This is a genomic window from Carboxydocella sp. ULO1 (genome assembly GCF_002049255.1).
In the GTDB taxonomy this organism is placed as follows: Bacteria; Bacillota.
Genome location: NZ_BDLQ01000123.1, coordinates 1 through 17,027 on the forward strand (window position 1 = coordinate 1; position 17,027 = coordinate 17,027).

The following is a 17,027-nucleotide window of genomic DNA, read 5'->3' on the forward strand; positions in this document are numbered from 1 at the left end:
TGAATATTATCGGAAGTTCATAGGTCGCGTCAACTATCAGATGCAGTTTGTACCCAAACCATTTCACGATCTTCTCCCATGCCTTACCGTTCTCGTACACCCCTCTATATCCCTTCCTGCCATAGTCCGCATCTGTATCCCGGCGACCGTCTCTTTCTCCCTTTTTATTTTTGTGTTTGGCAAATGATTAATTTCTCCTGTTTCATCAGTGCCTTTAAAAACCGGGTGTATGCCCAGGGCGACGGTACTTGTTCATTAAACCCGCAAAGCTCTCGTAATTGACCATTGCGGGCCAGTTCCCGCCGTAACTTCTCCACACTCTCATGCTGGAACACAATACCAGCTAGTATGGAATTCCATATTGCCCGAACCGGATAATCGTTTCGCCCTTTACCCCGGCTTCTCTCAAGGGTCCTCATCAATTCTTCGTCTGGCATGTAATCCAAAACCAGCCGTAAACGAACTAAATCTCCAATTGTTTGTATTTCTGTCCACTCAAATAGCTTAATTTGTGGTATAATAGCCATAACAGGCATCCCTCCCTGTGTGGAATTGTTTGTCTTTCAACTTCAATTTTACCACAGGTGGATGCCTGTTGCTTATTTTTTACAACATTTGAGGCTGGGGTGAATTTTTCCTCAGCCTCTTGTTTTGCGCTAAAAACCCTTTTCTATACACCTTTTTCTGGGGTAAATTTATTTTTGACCTTTCGCTAATCCCTTGGATTGTCAGGATTTTCTGACAGCGCAATTAGCTCCTAAGAATTATCGCCAGAGATACTGGGCATGATTTTGCTACAGTTAAGAAATACGTCAATAAAGAAGATTTTAATGAGGTAAAACAAAGACGGCAAAGGGAAAGCAAGCTTGAACCATACAAATATCTTATTGATGAATGGTTACAAGAAGATTTAAAGGTAAAGCCCAAACAGAGAGTTTGAAATCTCGAGCCGCACTGTTAGGGCCTACGTTTCTCAAAAGAAATCGGAACTTTTCGGGCAGAAAGAAGGGTATTTACCACTAGAACACCCGCCCGGAGAAGCCCAGGTGGATTTTGGACAGGCGGAATTTATAGAAAATGGCGTTAAAATTACAGGTCATTACTTAAATGTCTCTTTCCCTTACAGTAATGGTGGATACACACAGGTGTTCAAGAGCGAAAATCAGGAAAGCTTTCTAACTGGTTTAAAAAATATTTTTGAACATATTGGCTGCGTTCCTGATCGTATATGGTTGGACAATCTATCGGCAGCTGTAGTAAATATTAAAAAGCATGGGGAACGTGATCTAACGGCGATGTGCAAAAGATTTGCTCTTCATTATGGTTTTGAATGTAATTTCTGTAACCCCAATAGCGGGCATGAAAAAGGATCTGTAGAAAGCAAGGTGGGTTACCACCGCAGAAACTTCTTTGTTCCAATTCCGGAATTTAAGGATATGGCAGAGTACAACAAAAATCTACTGGAACTAGCTGACATAAAAATGAATAGGCAGCACTATAAGAAAAAACAAATAATTACGGCAAAGTTAAATTTGATAACCGTATATATTCCACAAGCCCTGAATATGCGGGCAAGCAAGTTTGGATAAAAGCCAGTGCTTTTGACATAGTAATTCTCGATCAGGATTATCGCTATATAGAAAAACACAAGCGGCTTTACGGTGAGCAGAAAGAATCTATGAAATGGCTACCATACCTAAAGCTAATGGCAAAAAGACCTACAGCCCTTAAATACAGCGGCTTTTTTAAAGAATTGCCCCAAACTATACAGGATTACTTCGAGAGATGCGAATACCAGCAAAAGAAAGCAGCACTACAAGTATTATCAAAAATGGTTGCTTTAACTGATATCCATACCGCTACTAAGGCTTTTGAAACAACGATAAAACATGGCTTGACCGATCTGGATAGTATATGGGCTACATTTTACACAATGACTAATCAATCGCCAGCAGCCAGTGAAATTAAACTGGGTGATAAAATTCCGGACATCACGCCTTATAGCGTAGATAATTCATCCTACGATTGCCCTCTCAAGGGAGGTGACGCAGGATGGAAGAACTGATAATCCAGCACTGTAATAAGCTGAAATTTGGAGGCAGGATAGTTGAAAATTACAAAAAGATAACAGCTGAAACACACGAAGAATTCCTCGAAAAGCTCCTCCGTATGGAAGTTGAAGCCAGGGAAATTAATCTTAAAAACCGGCTGTTAAAAAATGCCTGTTTTGATGTGATCAAAACTTTTGAGAACTACTCTTTTGATGATATATAAATCCCTAACAGTATCGATACTGAAACAATTAAGACGGCCGCCTTCATAAACAAGAAGGAAAACTTGATATTATATGGGCCGGTCGGGACTGGCAAAACACACTTGGCAACAGCCATAGGTGTAGAGGCATGTAGTAGAGCTAAGAAAGTTAAATTTTACAGAACTGCAGCTCTGGTTAATCAGCTGCTGGAAACCAAAAGAACCGGGGAGCTGAAGAAATTTCTTAAACAACTTAAGAATTTAGATCTGCTCATTTGCGATGAATGGGGCTATATTCCTTTCGAAAAAGAAGGTTCACAATTATTATTTCAGGTAATCTCGGAATGTTACGAGAAGAAAAGCCTGATTATTACTACCAACCTTGAGTTCAGTAAATGGAATAGCATATTTTATGATGAAAAGCTTACTAGTGCATTAATTGACAGAGTTATTCATCATAGTCATCTATTGATGTTTACCGGAAGTAGTTATAGGCTTAGACACTCAACCATAAATTGCTAAATATGTAAGTTGGGGTGCTGGAAAAATAAATTTCCAAATGCATGATTTTTTACTTGCCAAACACATACGGGAAATGGGTGCGAAAATAGTTTCAATTCCTCATAGGTAGGCTCAAAACAATAAGCCCACATCAAGATTTATAGCCTTTTCCAGGGGTTTCAATTCCTCATAGGTAGGCTCAAAACGCAAGCGGCAATAGCAAAACGCAAAAGGAAAGCAGCGTTTCAATTCCTCATAGGTAGGCTCAAAACTCTGCGTCTGTGTGCAATAGCCCACCCCCTTTTCTGTTTCAATTCCTCATAGGTAGGCTCAAAACATTGACAAGTTCACTGATAGTCAACTATACTAAAAGGTTTCAATTCCTCATAGGTAGGCTCAAAACCGTACTTCTTCATCGTCGATATCAAGGCGCAACAAGGTTTCAATTCCTCATAGGTAGGCTCAAAACGACGTATGGTTGCCGACAAAAGAACAGTGCCTGCAAGTTTCAATTCCTCATAGGTAGGCTCAAAACCTGACCCCTCGATGTGGAACAAGACAGGGGCAATCGGGTTTCAATTCCTCATAGGTAGGCTCAAAACCCTGGTGGAACCGGGCAGAGGTGCAGGCATAGCCTGGTTTCAATTCCTCATAGGTAGGCTCAAAACTGGAGGGAGAAAATAAAGTCCCTCCTCGAGAGTGGCGTTTCAATTCCTCATAGGTAGGCTCAAAACAAACCTTCGAGGCGCAAACTTCCAAAAGGCTAACCGTTTCAATTCCTCATAGGTAGGCTCAAAACTTTCTTTTCGTTTCCCGGTTTTGCGCTCCCGGACTAGTTTCAATTCCTCATAGGTAGGCTCAAAACGTTCACTCTATACCCCCCTTTATTTCGCACCAGATGTTTCAATTCCTCATAGGTAGGCTCAAAACAGACCTGCTTTTTTTGTTGAAATTGTGCCAATATAGTTTCAATTCCTCATAGGTAGGCTCAAAACGCGGACCTATATAGCACGTGGGGTTATACCAAAGGCGTTTCAATTCCTCATAGGTAGGCTCAAAACCCGGGTGCTGGTAAAACTTATTCAATGTGTTATGATAGTTTCAATTCCTCATAGGTAGGCTCAAAACGAAAAGAATCAAAATCAAATTTATGCTTACAAAACTAAGTTTCAATTCCTCATAGGTAGGCTCAAAACTCATATCACATAAGTAGGAATATAGGATATGCAATAGTTTCAATTCCTCATAGGTAGGCTCAAAACCAATCAGCCTCTGCACTTCTGCTGGGTCCTGGTACTGTTTCAATTCCTCATAGGTAGGCTCAAAACCGCTGTTGCGCAAAGTGTAGAAGGGAGGTTTAAACAGTTTCAATTCCTCATAGGTAGGCTCAAAACCGGCCGAGGAAAAGCGGCTGGTCAGGCCGTAGTTTGGTTTCAATTCCTCATAGGTAGGCTCAAAACTTTGATTATGCGCGATGCTACGGGACCAATTAAAGTTGTTTCAATTCCTCATAGGTAGGCTCAAAACGAAAAAAATAAAAGAACAAATGAGGAGGGCTTGTAGAGTTTCAATTCCTCATAGGTAGGCTCAAAACCAGGAGGCAGCACCTTTTGCGCAACATGCCTATGTTGGTTTCAATTCCTCATAGGTAGGCTCAAAACATTTTTTTAGCTTTAGGTAGTAAGTAGTTTACTAGTGTTTCAATTCCTCATAGGTAGGCTCAAAACCAGGAGGCAGCACCTTTTGCGCAACATGCATATATTGGTTTCAATTCCTCATAGGTAGGCTCAAAACGAAACTTTGCTGGACTATGAGGACAGGCCTGAGTATTCGTTTCAATTCCTCATAGGTAGGCTCAAAACTTTTGGCCTTGTCCCTGATTGGCTGGACAAATTCCAGTTTCAATTCCTCATAGGTAGGCTCAAAACAAATAGAGCCAAATCCGCCAAAGGTGTCTAATTCTAAGGTTTCAATTCCTCATAGGTAGGCTCAAAACTTATTTGCCTAAGCTTGTCCATTTCTTCGGCGATGCGGTTTCAATTCCTCATAGGTAGGCTCAAAACGCGCTAACGGTAGCCGATGTCGCAGGCAAGGATAAGCGTTTCAATTCCTCATAGGTAGGCTCAAAACAGGGATTGAACATGAGCAAGCAACTAACTCCACCCAGGTTTCAATTCCTCATAGGTAGGCTCAAAACCGATGAACCTGCGGGAGATATTGCATTTCTGCAGGCGTTTCAATTCCTCATAGGTAGGCTCAAAACCCTTCTGGGTCTCATACTCTGCCCGCAGTTTGGCAGAGTTTCAATTCCTCATAGGTAGGCTCAAAACCAGGTTCTGGACACATTGCCAAACCTGGCTCCTGCTCGTTTCAATTCCTCATAGGTAGGCTCAAAACCCGCATTATCGTCTTCCGCCGCACGTTTCCGGACTGTTTCAATTCCTCATAGGTAGGCTCAAAACCGTCATACCGTTGCGGTCTGCCTCCATCGGCAAAAGTTTCAATTCCTCATAGGTAGGCTCAAAACAAATAAAGGGGGGTATAGAGTGAACGATATAAAGAGACGTTTCAATTCCTCATAGGTAGGCTCAAAACGTGAACCAGTTTAAATACCATTTCAACCGCTTTTAAGTTTCAATTCCTCATAGGTAGGCTCAAAACCCTTTAGAGGGGGCGGTTTTAAGTACATCTTCTAAGTTTCAATTCCTCATAGGTAGGCTCAAAACTCTTGTTTCAGGTGGATAACGCAATAAGCAAGTGCCGTTTCAATTCCTCATAGGTAGGCTCAAAACGTTATCATCTACTAACCTCCTCCTTATAGAATTTATAGTTTCAATTCCTCATAGGTAGGCTCAAAACCAACGGCGATATGCATGTAGATTACTATGAAAGAAGTTTCAATTCCTCATAGGTAGGCTCAAAACATTGCCAGTAACACTTACAAGATAGCGCCAAGTTCCGTTTCAATTCCTCATAGGTAGGCTCAAAACTACTACTGCACCCAGTGCAGTACCAGCATTAGCAAGGTTTCAATTCCTCATAGGTAGGCTCAAAACCAGCTTTAGCGAATTAGGACACACGACTATTGAAGGGTTTCAATTCCTCATAGGTAGGCTCAAAACTGGCGAGTTCGGTTTGTTTTCACTTTTCTGAGCTTTGTTTCAATTCCTCATAGGTAGGCTCAAAACCTTATTTTGCACTCCGGACATGTGTATACGGTTTCGTGTTTCAATTCCTCATAGGTAGGCTCAAAACAAGTTCCGGCAGCTTTCTTCCAACTCATCCTCTGTCGGTTTCAATTCCTCATAGGTAGGCTCAAAACTTATTGAATCTTATGACATCTGTTACACGAGAGTATAGTTTCAATTCCTCATAGGTAGGCTCAAAACCTTTGGAAGATAACAACATGCCTTTACTGGAAAGACGTTTCAATTCCTCATAGGTAGGCTCAAAACATGAAATTTTGTTGCATAAGCAAAATGGCCGCTAACCCTGTTTCAATTCCTCATAGGTAGGCTCAAAACATCAACCTTACATAAATACTTGCACAACTCAAATTCGTTTCAATTCCTCATAGGTAGGCTCAAAACCCCTGGGCCCACACACACACAGGGCCCGATATATTAGTTTCAATTCCTCATAGGTAGGCTCAAAACCCCTACTCGGGCAGCCACCCAAAGACATAGATTTCCGTTTCAATTCCTCATAGGTAGGCTCAAAACGAAGGCATTGAGAGTTTTGGCCAGTTCTGATCTGAGTTTCAATTCCTCATAGGTAGGCTCAAAACAAACACTTGGGACAAGACATTGCGATACAGGGTGAATCGTTTCAATTCCTCATAGGTAGGCTCAAAACGCCGCTACCTCATGTGGGTTTGATGCCCTGTACCATGTTTCAATTCCTCATAGGTAGGCTCAAAACGGTGGACCGTAAAATTTTTGTGCAGTTGCTCTACCACCGTTTCAATTCCTCATAGGTAGGCTCAAAACCTGCAAAAGCTGGCGGAAGAACACGAGGCTGGCAACGGTTTCAATTCCTCATAGGTAGGCTCAAAACCGTCCATGTCCTATCCTCCCCCTTATGCAACACAAGTTTCAATTCCTCATAGGTAGGCTCAAAACCAGTTCATTAGACATGCCCCGTTTGCCGAAATAATACGTTTCAATTCCTCATAGGTAGGCTCAAAACGCCAACAGCTAAACTAATCGCACATACTCCGAACCCGTTTCAATTCCTCATAGGTAGGCTCAAAACTGACCTGAGGAAGGCAGACATGAGGGAGGCAGACATGTTTCAATTCCTCATAGGTAGGCTCAAAACTGTTAGCAATTTTTTTGATGAATCTGTTATTTATATGTTTCAATTCCTCATAGGTAGGCTCAAAACTTTTAAAATGATTACCAGGATAACTAATTTTATCAAGTTTCAATTCCTCATAGGTAGGCTCAAAACTTTTTGGCTGCCGACCCGGTTAGTTTTCGCATAGCCGTTTCAATTCCTCATAGGTAGGCTCAAAACGCGAAAGGTGCAACGGACACAGAGTTAAAGTTTTTCCGTTTCAATTCCTCATAGGTAGGCTCAAAACATGATTTCAAAGTACCTATAGGCAAGATAGCTGCTAGTTTCAATTCCTCATAGGTAGGCTCAAAACGTACGTTATGGAGATGCGACGGGGTAAGTTTTATATGTTTCAATTCCTCATAGGTAGGCTCAAAACTGTAATTATACCTGCAAGAAGAAAACAGGCCTAAAAAGTTTCAATTCCTCATAGGTAGGCTCAAAACAGCAACTGAAAAGCAGTGTAAGCTACAAGCGGTCAAGTTTCAATTCCTCATAGGTAGGCTCAAAACTCGGAAGAAAAAAGCAAGGCCATTTGTGTCACAGGCGTTTCAATTCCTCATAGGTAGGCTCAAAACGTATTCTGGTCAATAAATGCTTGCCTTTTAATTCCTGTTTCAATTCCTCATAGGTAGGCTCAAAACCTGAAGGAATTGGACATGCAAACACCCGGGAACGCGTTTCAATTCCTCATAGGTAGGCTCAAAACAGTTTGTCGGAAACTTCAATGAAGTCGCCATACTGTTGTTTCAATTCCTCATAGGTAGGCTCAAAACAAGATCTCATTTTGTTGATCAACATAGCCATCCATAGTTTCAATTCCTCATAGGTAGGCTCAAAACGAAAGGGTTAAACATTAGTTTAACAGGGAAGAAAAAGTTTCAATTCCTCATAGGTAGGCTCAAAACTCAGAAAAGTATAGCAGAAGATACATTTTTAACTTTGTTTCAATTCCTCATAGGTAGGCTCAAAACAGCTAGGATTGGGGGTATTGGATGGATCCGATAGTGTTTCAATTCCTCATAGGTAGGCTCAAAACAGGCGAGAAGATAAAGATGAGTATGGCGTAACGATGTTTCAATTCCTCATAGGTAGGCTCAAAACCGATAAAGGTGCAGAATTCAAGAAAATCAAAATCATGTTTCAATTCCTCATAGGTAGGCTCAAAACCCCAGCTACAGGCTAAGGCCTTGCCGGAGGTGGTAACAGTTTCAATTCCTCATAGGTAGGCTCAAAACCCATTGCGGGTTTATGAGAATGCAGGCAAGACAAGGATTTGTGTTTGGTATTGTCTTAGGCTTGCTTTTCTCTTTTCAATGGTTTTGTTGGTAGTCAGCAGTTGTAAAAGCCATGATATACCTGGCTTCGCCGTCATTTAAGATATGTCGTCGACCCCCGGGGGTTTTTGCACTACTGGAGGTCGACGACTAGTATTCTTCATTCCAACCTCCAGTAAATTTTAAAAAATATTATTATCCCCGCCTTTTTTTATTCCAATGCTTTCTCTTTTATAGTACTTCGTCGTGCGAAAATTGTAAAAGATTATCGAGTCCTCCTTTTCATTAATGATCTTCGCCAATTCCATTTTTAGCTTGAGGAAATTTGCCTCTGTTATCTCCCCTTCCAACACAGAATTCTGCACCCAGTGCAAATATTGGCGAGCCTTCTTCAGCACTTTGTTGACCCTCTTCTGATTCACGTCGTAAACCATTATTATAAACACGCCTTCAATCTGGCCTCCTCACCAATGGGACACAAAAGGAGTATATTCTTCTTCCCCCATAAGATGCTTCTCCAGTTTGTAGAGTTCAAGCCGAATCAAACGTCGATACGACACCTCCCGGTTCAATTTCCGATGCTTTATAGTGGTTTTTAACTTACTATCAAATTCTTCCACGAAGGCTTTTTTGCCCCTGTCTTTCAACACAATGCCGTTAGTTTCTTTGTCAAAGTCAGAAGGGGTTATCATCTTTTTGCTGAGAAGGTTAAAGATTACGCGGTCGACGATAATCGGCTTGAATATCTCTGCCACGTCTAAATTTAAAGAAAACCGCCTGAAGTTAGTAGCGTGCAAAAAACCGATGCGAGGATCCAAGTGGGTTTTATATATTTCGCTCAAAACTACGGTGTAGAGAAGGCTGTTGCCAAAACTGATAAGAGTGTTGAGGTTGTTTTGGGGAGGACGCCGGGTTCGCTGTTCAAAAGCAAAATTATCGTCGCCGATAATGGTATCGAAAGCCCGATAATAATGTTCGCGCATGTTGCCCTCTATGGCCATCAAGGCCGGAATGTCGGGGCAATTTTCAATTTGCAAACTCAGCTTTTCCACTGCATTCAGAGTTTCTCCTACTGCCCGCCCTCGGTTTTCGTAATATTTCAGCACTTGTCTTATGTTGCGGTAGGCCCCTAACACAAATTGCCTGGCAAGATAAAGCCTTTTTTCTTCATCGAGATAATGTTCGGCCTGGCGCAGAATCATGTAGCCGGAGTTGTAGTGTTCGCGCGGGTAGAAAGTGCCGGAGTAATAGCCATGATAGTTGAAATAGTGGAGAAGGATTTGGTGGGAACTAATGAAGTCTAAAAATTTTTTGTTGACGTTCACTTCACCAAAAACATAAATCTCGTTGGTGTTCTCCACAGGAATAAACTTTTTGCCTTCATTGTTCTCGAAATAAATGGTGTTTTCTTTTCGCTTCAGCTCGCCGTTGGAAAAAATGTAAAATGTCTTTTTCATGACTGGCAAAACTCCTTGTAAGCACATTTAGAACAATAGGATATACGTCGATAAGAAGGTGGTTTTTCCTGTAGGATCAACCTTTGAATTTTTTTGATTAGGTCTTCAACTTCTTTCCTACTTTCTTCTGTTAATTCCACTCTTTCCTTTCTACGCTCCGCAGGAAAAAGCAAGACGCCGCTTGTCTTCAAGCCAGATTGTTCCAGACAATAAAGGTAAAAGAGAAGCTGAAAGCGGGCGCTGCTCATCGCCCGGGAACTCTTTTTTACCTCACCAACAAGCAGGTCACCTTTTTCTGTTTTAATCAAGTCTACAGCCATGTTCTCCAGGTGAATCTTCTTTTTCTTTTCCCGTAGGTAGCTTTCATTGTCAATTAATCTGCCTAGTTCCAAAATGGGATCCTCTTGGTCGGGAACTATCTGGTGAGCCATCAGCCACGCCTGCCGAGGGCAAATCATATAACTCTGGACAAGGGTGCCATTCACCAGTCCTACCATAGTGCGAGTTCACCCTCACATTTAAAACCGGTCTCGGTGTCATAATACTCTTCCAAGTTGCTGCGGCCAACATAACCAAATCCATAATCGAATGGTGGGAGATTTTTGCTTTTTTTAGGAATATTAACAACGTACTGATAAAACTTACTTTTGAAGCGGTTAAACTCCAGTCTCCGCTCCCAAACATTTGGAATTTCTTTTAACCGTTTGTACTTCTCCCAAATTTCCGCCGCCTCTTCGTCCCACTCCACGAAAACGCTTACCCGGGGAATATCATTTTCAATTAAGCTAAAAGCAGACACTGGAATTTTGTTACCTTCGGTACTGTCACTGCTGTCATAAAAAAGGGACTGGAGAGCATTGAGAAGCTTACGTGAATCCTCGGCCGATTTCCTTTCCTCCACAAGGGAGAAATATTTTTCTACCAAATGTAAAAATCTGCTCTCGCTTATTTCCTTTTCTTCTTTCAGGATCTCTTCTGTAGCCCGAAGTAAAACCTGGTCGTAGATATAAGAAGCGTATTTGCGCCGCTCATCGCGCAGTTTTACTACAATAACTTTGCCCTTTTTCCTCCCCTCCCGGTTGCATCTTCCCGCCGTTTGGTTGATACAATCAAGGGGGGCCAGATCACGGTAAACAACGTCAAAATCGATGTCCACTCCCGCTTCAACCAACTGAGTTGTTACTGCTATCCGCTTTTTACCCTCTTTTATTTCGCGAATCCTCTCCAGACGGTGGCGAGGAATTACATGGGCAGATAGAAAAGTAATCTCATTGTGTAAATTGTATTTTTCTTGCAGCATTTGATAAAAACGGCGGGCGCAGTTGATGGTATTCAAAACAAAAAGATACGACTTATCGGACTTTAGCTCTAACCCCAAGAGCCATTCTTCTAAAGTCATCTCTTCTTCTAACCGGGTTTTTAAGGTGACTCGCTCTAACTTGTCGAAATATTTTTTCCTCTCTACCAGGGCCTTTATTTCTTCTCTGGGAACGATAAAAGGTTCCGTTGCCGTACAAAAAATCACATAAACTCTTAGCTTCTCTGTTATTTCCCGCAACAGCTCCCGTAACAGAAGCCAGTAGCGCGCTGGAATAGCCTGAATCTCATCCAGGATGATTATGCTATTGGCAAGACGGTGGAATTTGCGCAATTGCACATTACGGTTGGAGACTAAGGTATGAAAAAGCTGAACGAAGGTGGTTACAATTATCTCCGAATTCCACCCTTCAATGAGAATTTTGGCTGTATCCGGTTCCTGTTCTTCTTCTCCGTAAAAATAGGTGTAATCAGCCAGATGATGGTGCTTTAACAGGACAGACGTCTCCGGATTTATTCCATTTGCCACCAGCACTTGCTCCACTACGTCCGCGTTTTGTTCGATAATGCTTATAAAAGGCAGGGAATAAATAATCCTAGGAATAACGCCGGTTTTTTGCTGGATCTCCGCCCGCAGTTTAAAGGCAAAGGCAAGAGAGGTAAGAGTTTTCCCCATGCCGGTAGGTAGATTTAAAGAATAAATTTTTTGGGCAAGGTCTATCTCCTGCTCTAAGGCTTCTCTGTAAGCTTGTTGGCGAAGGTTATTTATTGCCGTGGGAGCAGGGCTAATTTTTTTCTCTTTGAATCGATCAACAAATTCTGGCGAAGTATTTAGTTCCGGGCGGGAAAAGGTAGTAGTAAGCACTACGTTGCTCTTATCACCGTCAATTAGGAGAGAATAAATCTTGTTCATTTGTAAATACAACTCTGTGCTCCCGCTGTTGCGTAGACGTCGCCGCAGCCTGAGAAATTCCCGGCACAGGTCTTCAGTCATCCACCCTAAGATAAGATTTTTACTCAGGGGGATAGTAAGTCCTCCTTTTTGCAGATGAGCAACTAAGCGAGCGAATTTTTCCTCATCCAGACTCTCCGCCTGGTTCCGAAGAATTTTTAATTCCTCGTCTTCAATAAATAATTCATCTATGGCGTTCTGAAGGTTACCATGGTGCCTTTTTACGGCCAGAAAAGCTACAATTGGCAGACACCATTTGTCTTCCTCGCTACAGAGCAGGTTATGCATTCCTTCTTTGACAGCATAATAAGCAACTACTGCTGAAAACAATCCGTGATTTTTTTCTTTTAATTCCTTCATCCCCTTCTTTTCTTGCTCAGAAGCAAATAAATATTCCTGAAAATAAGGTGTCGCTTTTCCTATATCGTGAAGAAGGGCAATAGTTTTGGCCAGGAACAGCAGCACCTCTGCCGGGAGGAGCTGCTGTTCCTTCTCAGCCAGAAAAGTCTCTACCGCCCGGGCAGTACCTAAAAGATGGTCTTCCAACAGAGTATCAGGATGGGAATATAAATCAGAAGAAGGCAATGCACTCACCATCGTCCGCCTCCCAGTACCTGCTCAGTCTCGCTTTTATCCCCCGGCCGTTGGGATCAAAAATTACATCCTCGTACCTAACCACTTCTCGGCCTGGAATCATTTCTACCGGCACCCTCTCCTTGAAATACGTTTTGTCCGGTTCAATAACCAAGCCTTTTTCCGCCAGCAGGCTTACCGGGATAACCGTAAAGCACTCCCTTTCTTCCATCATTTCTTCTTTTTCCTCCACATCCTTTTCGCCGACAAAGCGAAAGTCCCCCAGCAACTCACTGAGTCCTAAAGAAAAGGTGTAGTAGGAACGGTGCTGTTGCAGGCAATCTTTCAATTGCACATACAGGTCAGTTGCTGCAAGATGAACGTAGATGCGGTAGGCAGGGAATTTGACAAATTCTGCTCTTATTGGGGTCCTTCCGCCTCGACCACTCCTTTCTACTGGCTGCCAATAATCATCTTTGGTATCAATTTGGTTCAGTCCTAACCTGGTTTTCCGGATGGGGTGCAAAATTCGCACCCCCACCCGGCAAACTTCATTGCGCAAAAGGTAAAGATAATCTTCTTCATGGCGGTTTATCCCGATAATCGCCGCCAGCATCCCTTTAACCGTAGGCGGTGGAGGAAAGGAGAAGGTAAGGGGGGACGAGGTGGTATAAAATTTTTTGAAATGAGCAAAATCTCCCCAGATGTCAAATACCAGCACTCTCATGGCTTTCCCCTCTTAAAAGGCAAAGGGTTCAAGATTGAATTCGGTTAACAGTTCAGACAAGGGAGCAACTTTACCGTTGGCCTGGACGGTAACTCTGTCATCGACCTTAAATTTGATTTTGACAATTTCGTCTTTATGCTGCTTAAGGGCCGCCAGTAAATCGTCAATTACCAGGACGCCGTCGGTAATATCCCTTATGGCCTCATCGTTCTTCTCGCTGACAAACTTGAGGCGGCGATCCAGTTCGCCAATGAAGGTATTGGTTCCTTCGCGGTAAATTACCTGTAACAGCAGGCGGGGCATATGACCAAACTTGGAGGTAGAAGCTAAATTTAAGGTTCCCAGCCAGGCCGCTTCCAGCATGAGTTCCACATCTTCCTCGGTAAGGTTTATCCCCTGGGTCCTGGCAGCGTTTTCGTTCACAATGCCGTAAAAAGCGATGAGAGAATACGGCAAAATGTATTTTTCGGTAAAGGTTCCCTGCTTTTTGTCCTGGGCAGAAGGCATCACCGAGGTCCCTTTTATGTAGGTAAGATCTACCCTGTGCAAGGAACGGCCAAATTTAAATTGGACTGGTCCGGTCAGGGTCATAGTCTTCCCTTTCACCGCCGTCGTTGCTCCAAACAAGCGCACATCGATGCATTTTTCCAGGATATCCTTGCTGTCTTTAAAATCCTCCAACCGCTTCTCTTTTGTGGTTAAGTTCCCGTTATCATCCCGGATTTCGATAATAAAAACGTCTTTCCCTTTGTAGTAATAGAGGTAGTCGCGGATTGTCCGCTTTAACCTCACATCGGTGACAATATTAACCCCGGTTTCTTCGTCAATACGCGGTTTGTTTTCATCTACAGGGTCGCCGTTGGGATTGGCATCCTTAACATCGTAGAGGAATAAAATCTCGGATCTGTTTTTAATCTGTTCCATTTTTATCTCCTCCTTTAATTTTTAAATTAGCTCAATTTAGCTCACGCCGTCTTTTCCTCCTCTTCTTCTACCTCTTCACCAGACGGGTAAATAAGTTTGGCAATTTCGTCGGTCATGTTCATCCCACAAGCAAAGTAAAAGTTCATCTCGTCGATAGAAGCCTTCCAGTTGCTCCCACTTTGCAAAAGGTAGTAAGCAGCCTCTGCCGCCAAAAGACGTCTGCCTCTACCGAAAGCCTCGTATTCCTCCAATTTATTTTGCACTTTGGGCAAAAGGCCTTTAAAGTCGGTTTCATTCATTTTCAATCCTTTTAGTTTTTTTAAGAAGGGGGGGCGGTCAGTATTTCTATCCTTCTTTTGCCGGCGGAGCAAAAATTCAGTCAGAGCTCCCAACAAAAATAAGCCTTTCTGCATAGGATCGGTAAAAGACGATGCGAAACCGGCAAAAAACTGATCAAAAAAGCGTTCCCCTGTACTCACCATTGTGCCTCCTTTCCAAATTCCCAGGACCTGAAGAAAGGCTATCACCCGCAACCCATCCCGGACAGCCTGGAAAAAGTAGCGGTTGTGGAGGAACTCGTAACGGATTTTTTGCATGATAAATTTGAGCAGAAAATCTTTGTCCACAGGCCTGTCTTTAAAAATTCGGTCCACGGTCTCCAGGAAGTACCGATCCAGGTCGGGCCTGGCCTTATCCTGGTCACTTTTGCTGATAAATTCCCGTAAAATTCTAAAATTAAACTCACCGCCGAACTGTTTATCCACCTCCTCTTTGGCAGCAAAAATTTTCTTCAAGCGAGAGGGAAGCACATCCTCGATAAGCATGACTATTCTTTCTGCCGCATTCATCTTTTGTAAAAAGAGAAAGTTAAGCATTACTGTATCGCTGGCTTCCTTGACGGTATCGAGAATATCTTTTTCACTGCCGGTAATGCTCTTTTTAACTTGCTGCTTTAAAGAGACAATCTTTACTGAATCGGTAAAGACAGCTACCACTTCTTTGGCCGCCTCTTTGCCGAGAAGAAACTTGGGAATGAGATAGTAGCTGATGCCGCTAAAACTGAACTGCAGGTTTTCTTCAATAAACTTCTTACCTTCCTCTAATGCCAGCTTACAATCACCGCAGAGGGGAAAATTTCGCCAGGCAAGTTCGCGATTGAAACCGCCTGCTATATACCCCGTCTTATCTAAGGTATAAATTTTGTAAGGGCTCGAGTTGCCAAAAACATAAGGCTTTTTTTCTCCGCAAAGGGAGCATATCTTATCTGAACTTACAACCTCCATGTCCTTTTCGTAAACTCTTTTCAGCAGCACTTCGCGGAAGAGAGGTATCTCACCGGGATAAAATTTCTTTTTTCCCGCAACAATTTTCACAGTCAAGGCTATTTTTTCTTTTTTGCTCTTTTCCTGAAGAATCTGCGTTATATCTTTTAAAATCGCCTCTCTGTTCTCTACTAACGTTCTTTCCAGTGCATCCAAGAAAGCAGCATCCTTTTTTCCAAGGCCAATTTTTAAACTTCTCACATTACGGAACCAGCCGAGAATTTTGTTGTCCAAAGTTTTTGTTGGTTCATCCTCATTTACCTTGGTCGTCAGGGAAAAATCAGGAGAATTACCGCCAGCTTGGCGGTAAAGGTATGCCAATTGGCGGGAACTGTCCCAATCTTCAAGCTTTGTTCCTTTGTAACGGAAGAGGTAAGGAATCAACCGAACCTTTTTCCTCCCCTCCCCTTTTTTTCCCCTTTTCCTCGCTTCTTCAACGGCGCTGTTCTCCTTAAAACGGAGCTTAGTGAGAAGCTGGATTTCAACAGCGGCCACCTTATCAACGCCTAAAGGCTTGGTTAAAACCTCAATTGGTTCTTTCCCCTCCAAAAGCAATTCTCCCAACTCTCTAACCGCAGTCAGCACTTCTCCCACCTCCTCTTATCTCCAAGCACCCAAACCCCTGCGAGTTCTTGCTGCCTAAGCCGGCGTCCACGGCTATTTGCAACAGTTCCGGGGGGCCAGCAAGGCGCAGGGGGCCGGAGTAGCCCTTAATGATAAACCCTTTGTACTCCAGGACATGCCAGTTGCCCCTACCCGCTTTTTTCACCACCACCTCCCCCGACGGGGGTTCACAACCGTACAGAGCCTGGTACTTTTTGCGCAGGTTGGCGGTGATAAGAGGGTCAAAGTCAGGTTCACCCGGTTGGAAGTAGCAGGTGTATTTACGGCCGTCGGGACGGTAAAGGGTGCTGTAGGCCACCACCGGGGAGAGGGTGCGGACGGCGATTTCATCCCCCGTCACCCGGTAATGCTGAACGGCCATTTTTACAACCTCTACTTCCGTTTCCCCCAAGCGGAGAAATCCCCGGTTAAGGAAACCCCAGGCTAAAGCAGTGCAGAATTTTTCCAGCGGTGATGCGACAACTAATCTCACTTCCCCTCGGAAAGTAATTTTTTTGTTTTCCTGTTCGATCTTTCGCTCGCCCATGAGGCAGGAAAAAGTGAAAAGTTTAAAGCGGCGCCCGCCCGTTTCATAGCCTTGTTCATGAAAAAATGAGGCCAATTCAGGCGGGAGAATTCCATAAAGGGCCCCTTGCAGTAAATGATTATAATGAATAGGCAAGGCAAGTCCCTCTTCTGCGGTGCGCAAGGTGAAATACAGATGCACGTTTTTGTCCTCCTGTTGTTTGATTTGCCTGACTCTTTCATTATTCGTCATCTTTA

General features: G+C 43.1%; 10 protein-coding genes, 2 pseudogenes and 1 CRISPR repeat array. Of the genes and pseudogenes, 3 read left to right on the plus strand and 9 right to left on the minus strand.

What is annotated here, in order from left to right:
* A pseudogene (locus ULO1_RS12375) lies at positions 1-527 on the minus strand (transposase); the annotation flags it as partial.
* 236 nt (positions 528-763) lie between these two features.
* Here ULO1_RS12375 and istA point away from each other — a divergent pair.
* The 3 genes and pseudogenes from istA to istB all read left to right on the plus strand — a co-directional run bounded on the left by istA (position 764) and on the right by istB (position 2,775).
* Positions 764-2,065, plus strand: a pseudogene (gene istA, locus ULO1_RS12380) (IS21 family transposase).
* Positions 2,053-2,274 carry a hypothetical protein gene (locus ULO1_RS15335; protein WP_278308238.1) on the plus strand — a complete coding sequence of 74 codons (222 nt, stop codon included), beginning with the start codon at positions 2,053-2,055 and terminating at the stop codon, positions 2,272-2,274. Before istA ends, ULO1_RS15335 begins: the two are co-directional and overlap by 13 nt.
* A 27-nt stretch (positions 2,275-2,301) precedes the next feature.
* Positions 2,302-2,775 carry an IS21-like element helper ATPase IstB gene (istB, locus tag ULO1_RS12385; RefSeq protein WP_278308239.1) on the plus strand — a complete coding sequence of 158 codons (474 nt, stop codon included), beginning with the start codon at positions 2,302-2,304 and terminating at the stop codon, positions 2,773-2,775.
* Between the two features lie 88 nt (positions 2,776-2,863).
* Positions 2,864-8,330: direct repeats of the CRISPR family, unit length 30 nt; unit sequence GTTTCAATTCCTCATAGGTAGGCTCAAAAC.
* Positions 8,331-8,551: 221 nt separating this feature from the next.
* Here the strand turns inward: istB and cas2 are convergent.
* Genes cas2 through cas6 form a run of 8 tightly spaced genes read right to left on the minus strand, consistent with a single transcriptional unit; the run spans position 8,552 to position 16,971 of the window.
* Positions 8,552-8,815 (minus strand): CRISPR-associated endonuclease Cas2, encoded by a 264-nt coding sequence (cas2, locus tag ULO1_RS12390; RefSeq protein WP_079933684.1) that lies wholly within the window; start codon positions 8,813-8,815, stop codon positions 8,552-8,554.
* A gap of 18 nt (positions 8,816-8,833) precedes the next feature.
* On the minus strand, positions 8,834-9,826 hold the full coding sequence (gene cas1b, locus ULO1_RS12395; protein WP_079933685.1) for a type I-B CRISPR-associated endonuclease Cas1b: 993 nt from the start codon (positions 9,824-9,826) through the stop codon (positions 8,834-8,836).
* On the minus strand, positions 9,823-10,257 hold the full coding sequence (gene cas4, locus ULO1_RS12400) for a CRISPR-associated protein Cas4 (protein ID WP_242947958.1): 435 nt from the start codon (positions 10,255-10,257) through the stop codon (positions 9,823-9,825). Before cas4 ends, cas1b begins: the two co-directional genes overlap by 4 nt.
* A 59-nt stretch (positions 10,258-10,316) precedes the next feature.
* Complete coding sequence (locus ULO1_RS12405; protein WP_079933687.1) at positions 10,317-12,692, minus strand: CRISPR-associated helicase/endonuclease Cas3; 2,376 nt, start codon at positions 12,690-12,692, stop codon at positions 10,317-10,319.
* A complete protein-coding gene (gene cas5b, locus ULO1_RS12410; RefSeq protein WP_079933688.1) occupies positions 12,667-13,395 on the minus strand; it encodes a type I-B CRISPR-associated protein Cas5b in 729 nt (242 codons plus the stop codon). The genes ULO1_RS12405 and cas5b overlap by 26 nt, the downstream gene beginning before the upstream one ends.
* A gap of 12 nt (positions 13,396-13,407) precedes the next feature.
* A complete protein-coding gene (gene cas7b, locus ULO1_RS12415) occupies positions 13,408-14,319 on the minus strand; it encodes a type I-B CRISPR-associated protein Cas7/Csh2 (RefSeq protein WP_079933689.1) in 912 nt (303 codons plus the stop codon).
* Positions 14,320-14,360: 41 nt separating this feature from the next.
* Entirely contained in the window at positions 14,361-16,226 is a 1,866-nt protein-coding gene (locus ULO1_RS12420; RefSeq protein ID WP_159446902.1) for a TIGR02556 family CRISPR-associated protein, read from the minus strand.
* Positions 16,210-16,971, minus strand: coding sequence for a CRISPR-associated endoribonuclease Cas6 (gene cas6 / locus ULO1_RS12425; RefSeq protein WP_242947959.1), 762 nt, complete (start codon positions 16,969-16,971; stop codon positions 16,210-16,212). Before cas6 ends, ULO1_RS12420 begins: the two co-directional genes overlap by 17 nt.
* Between the last annotated feature and the right edge of the window lie 56 nt (positions 16,972-17,027).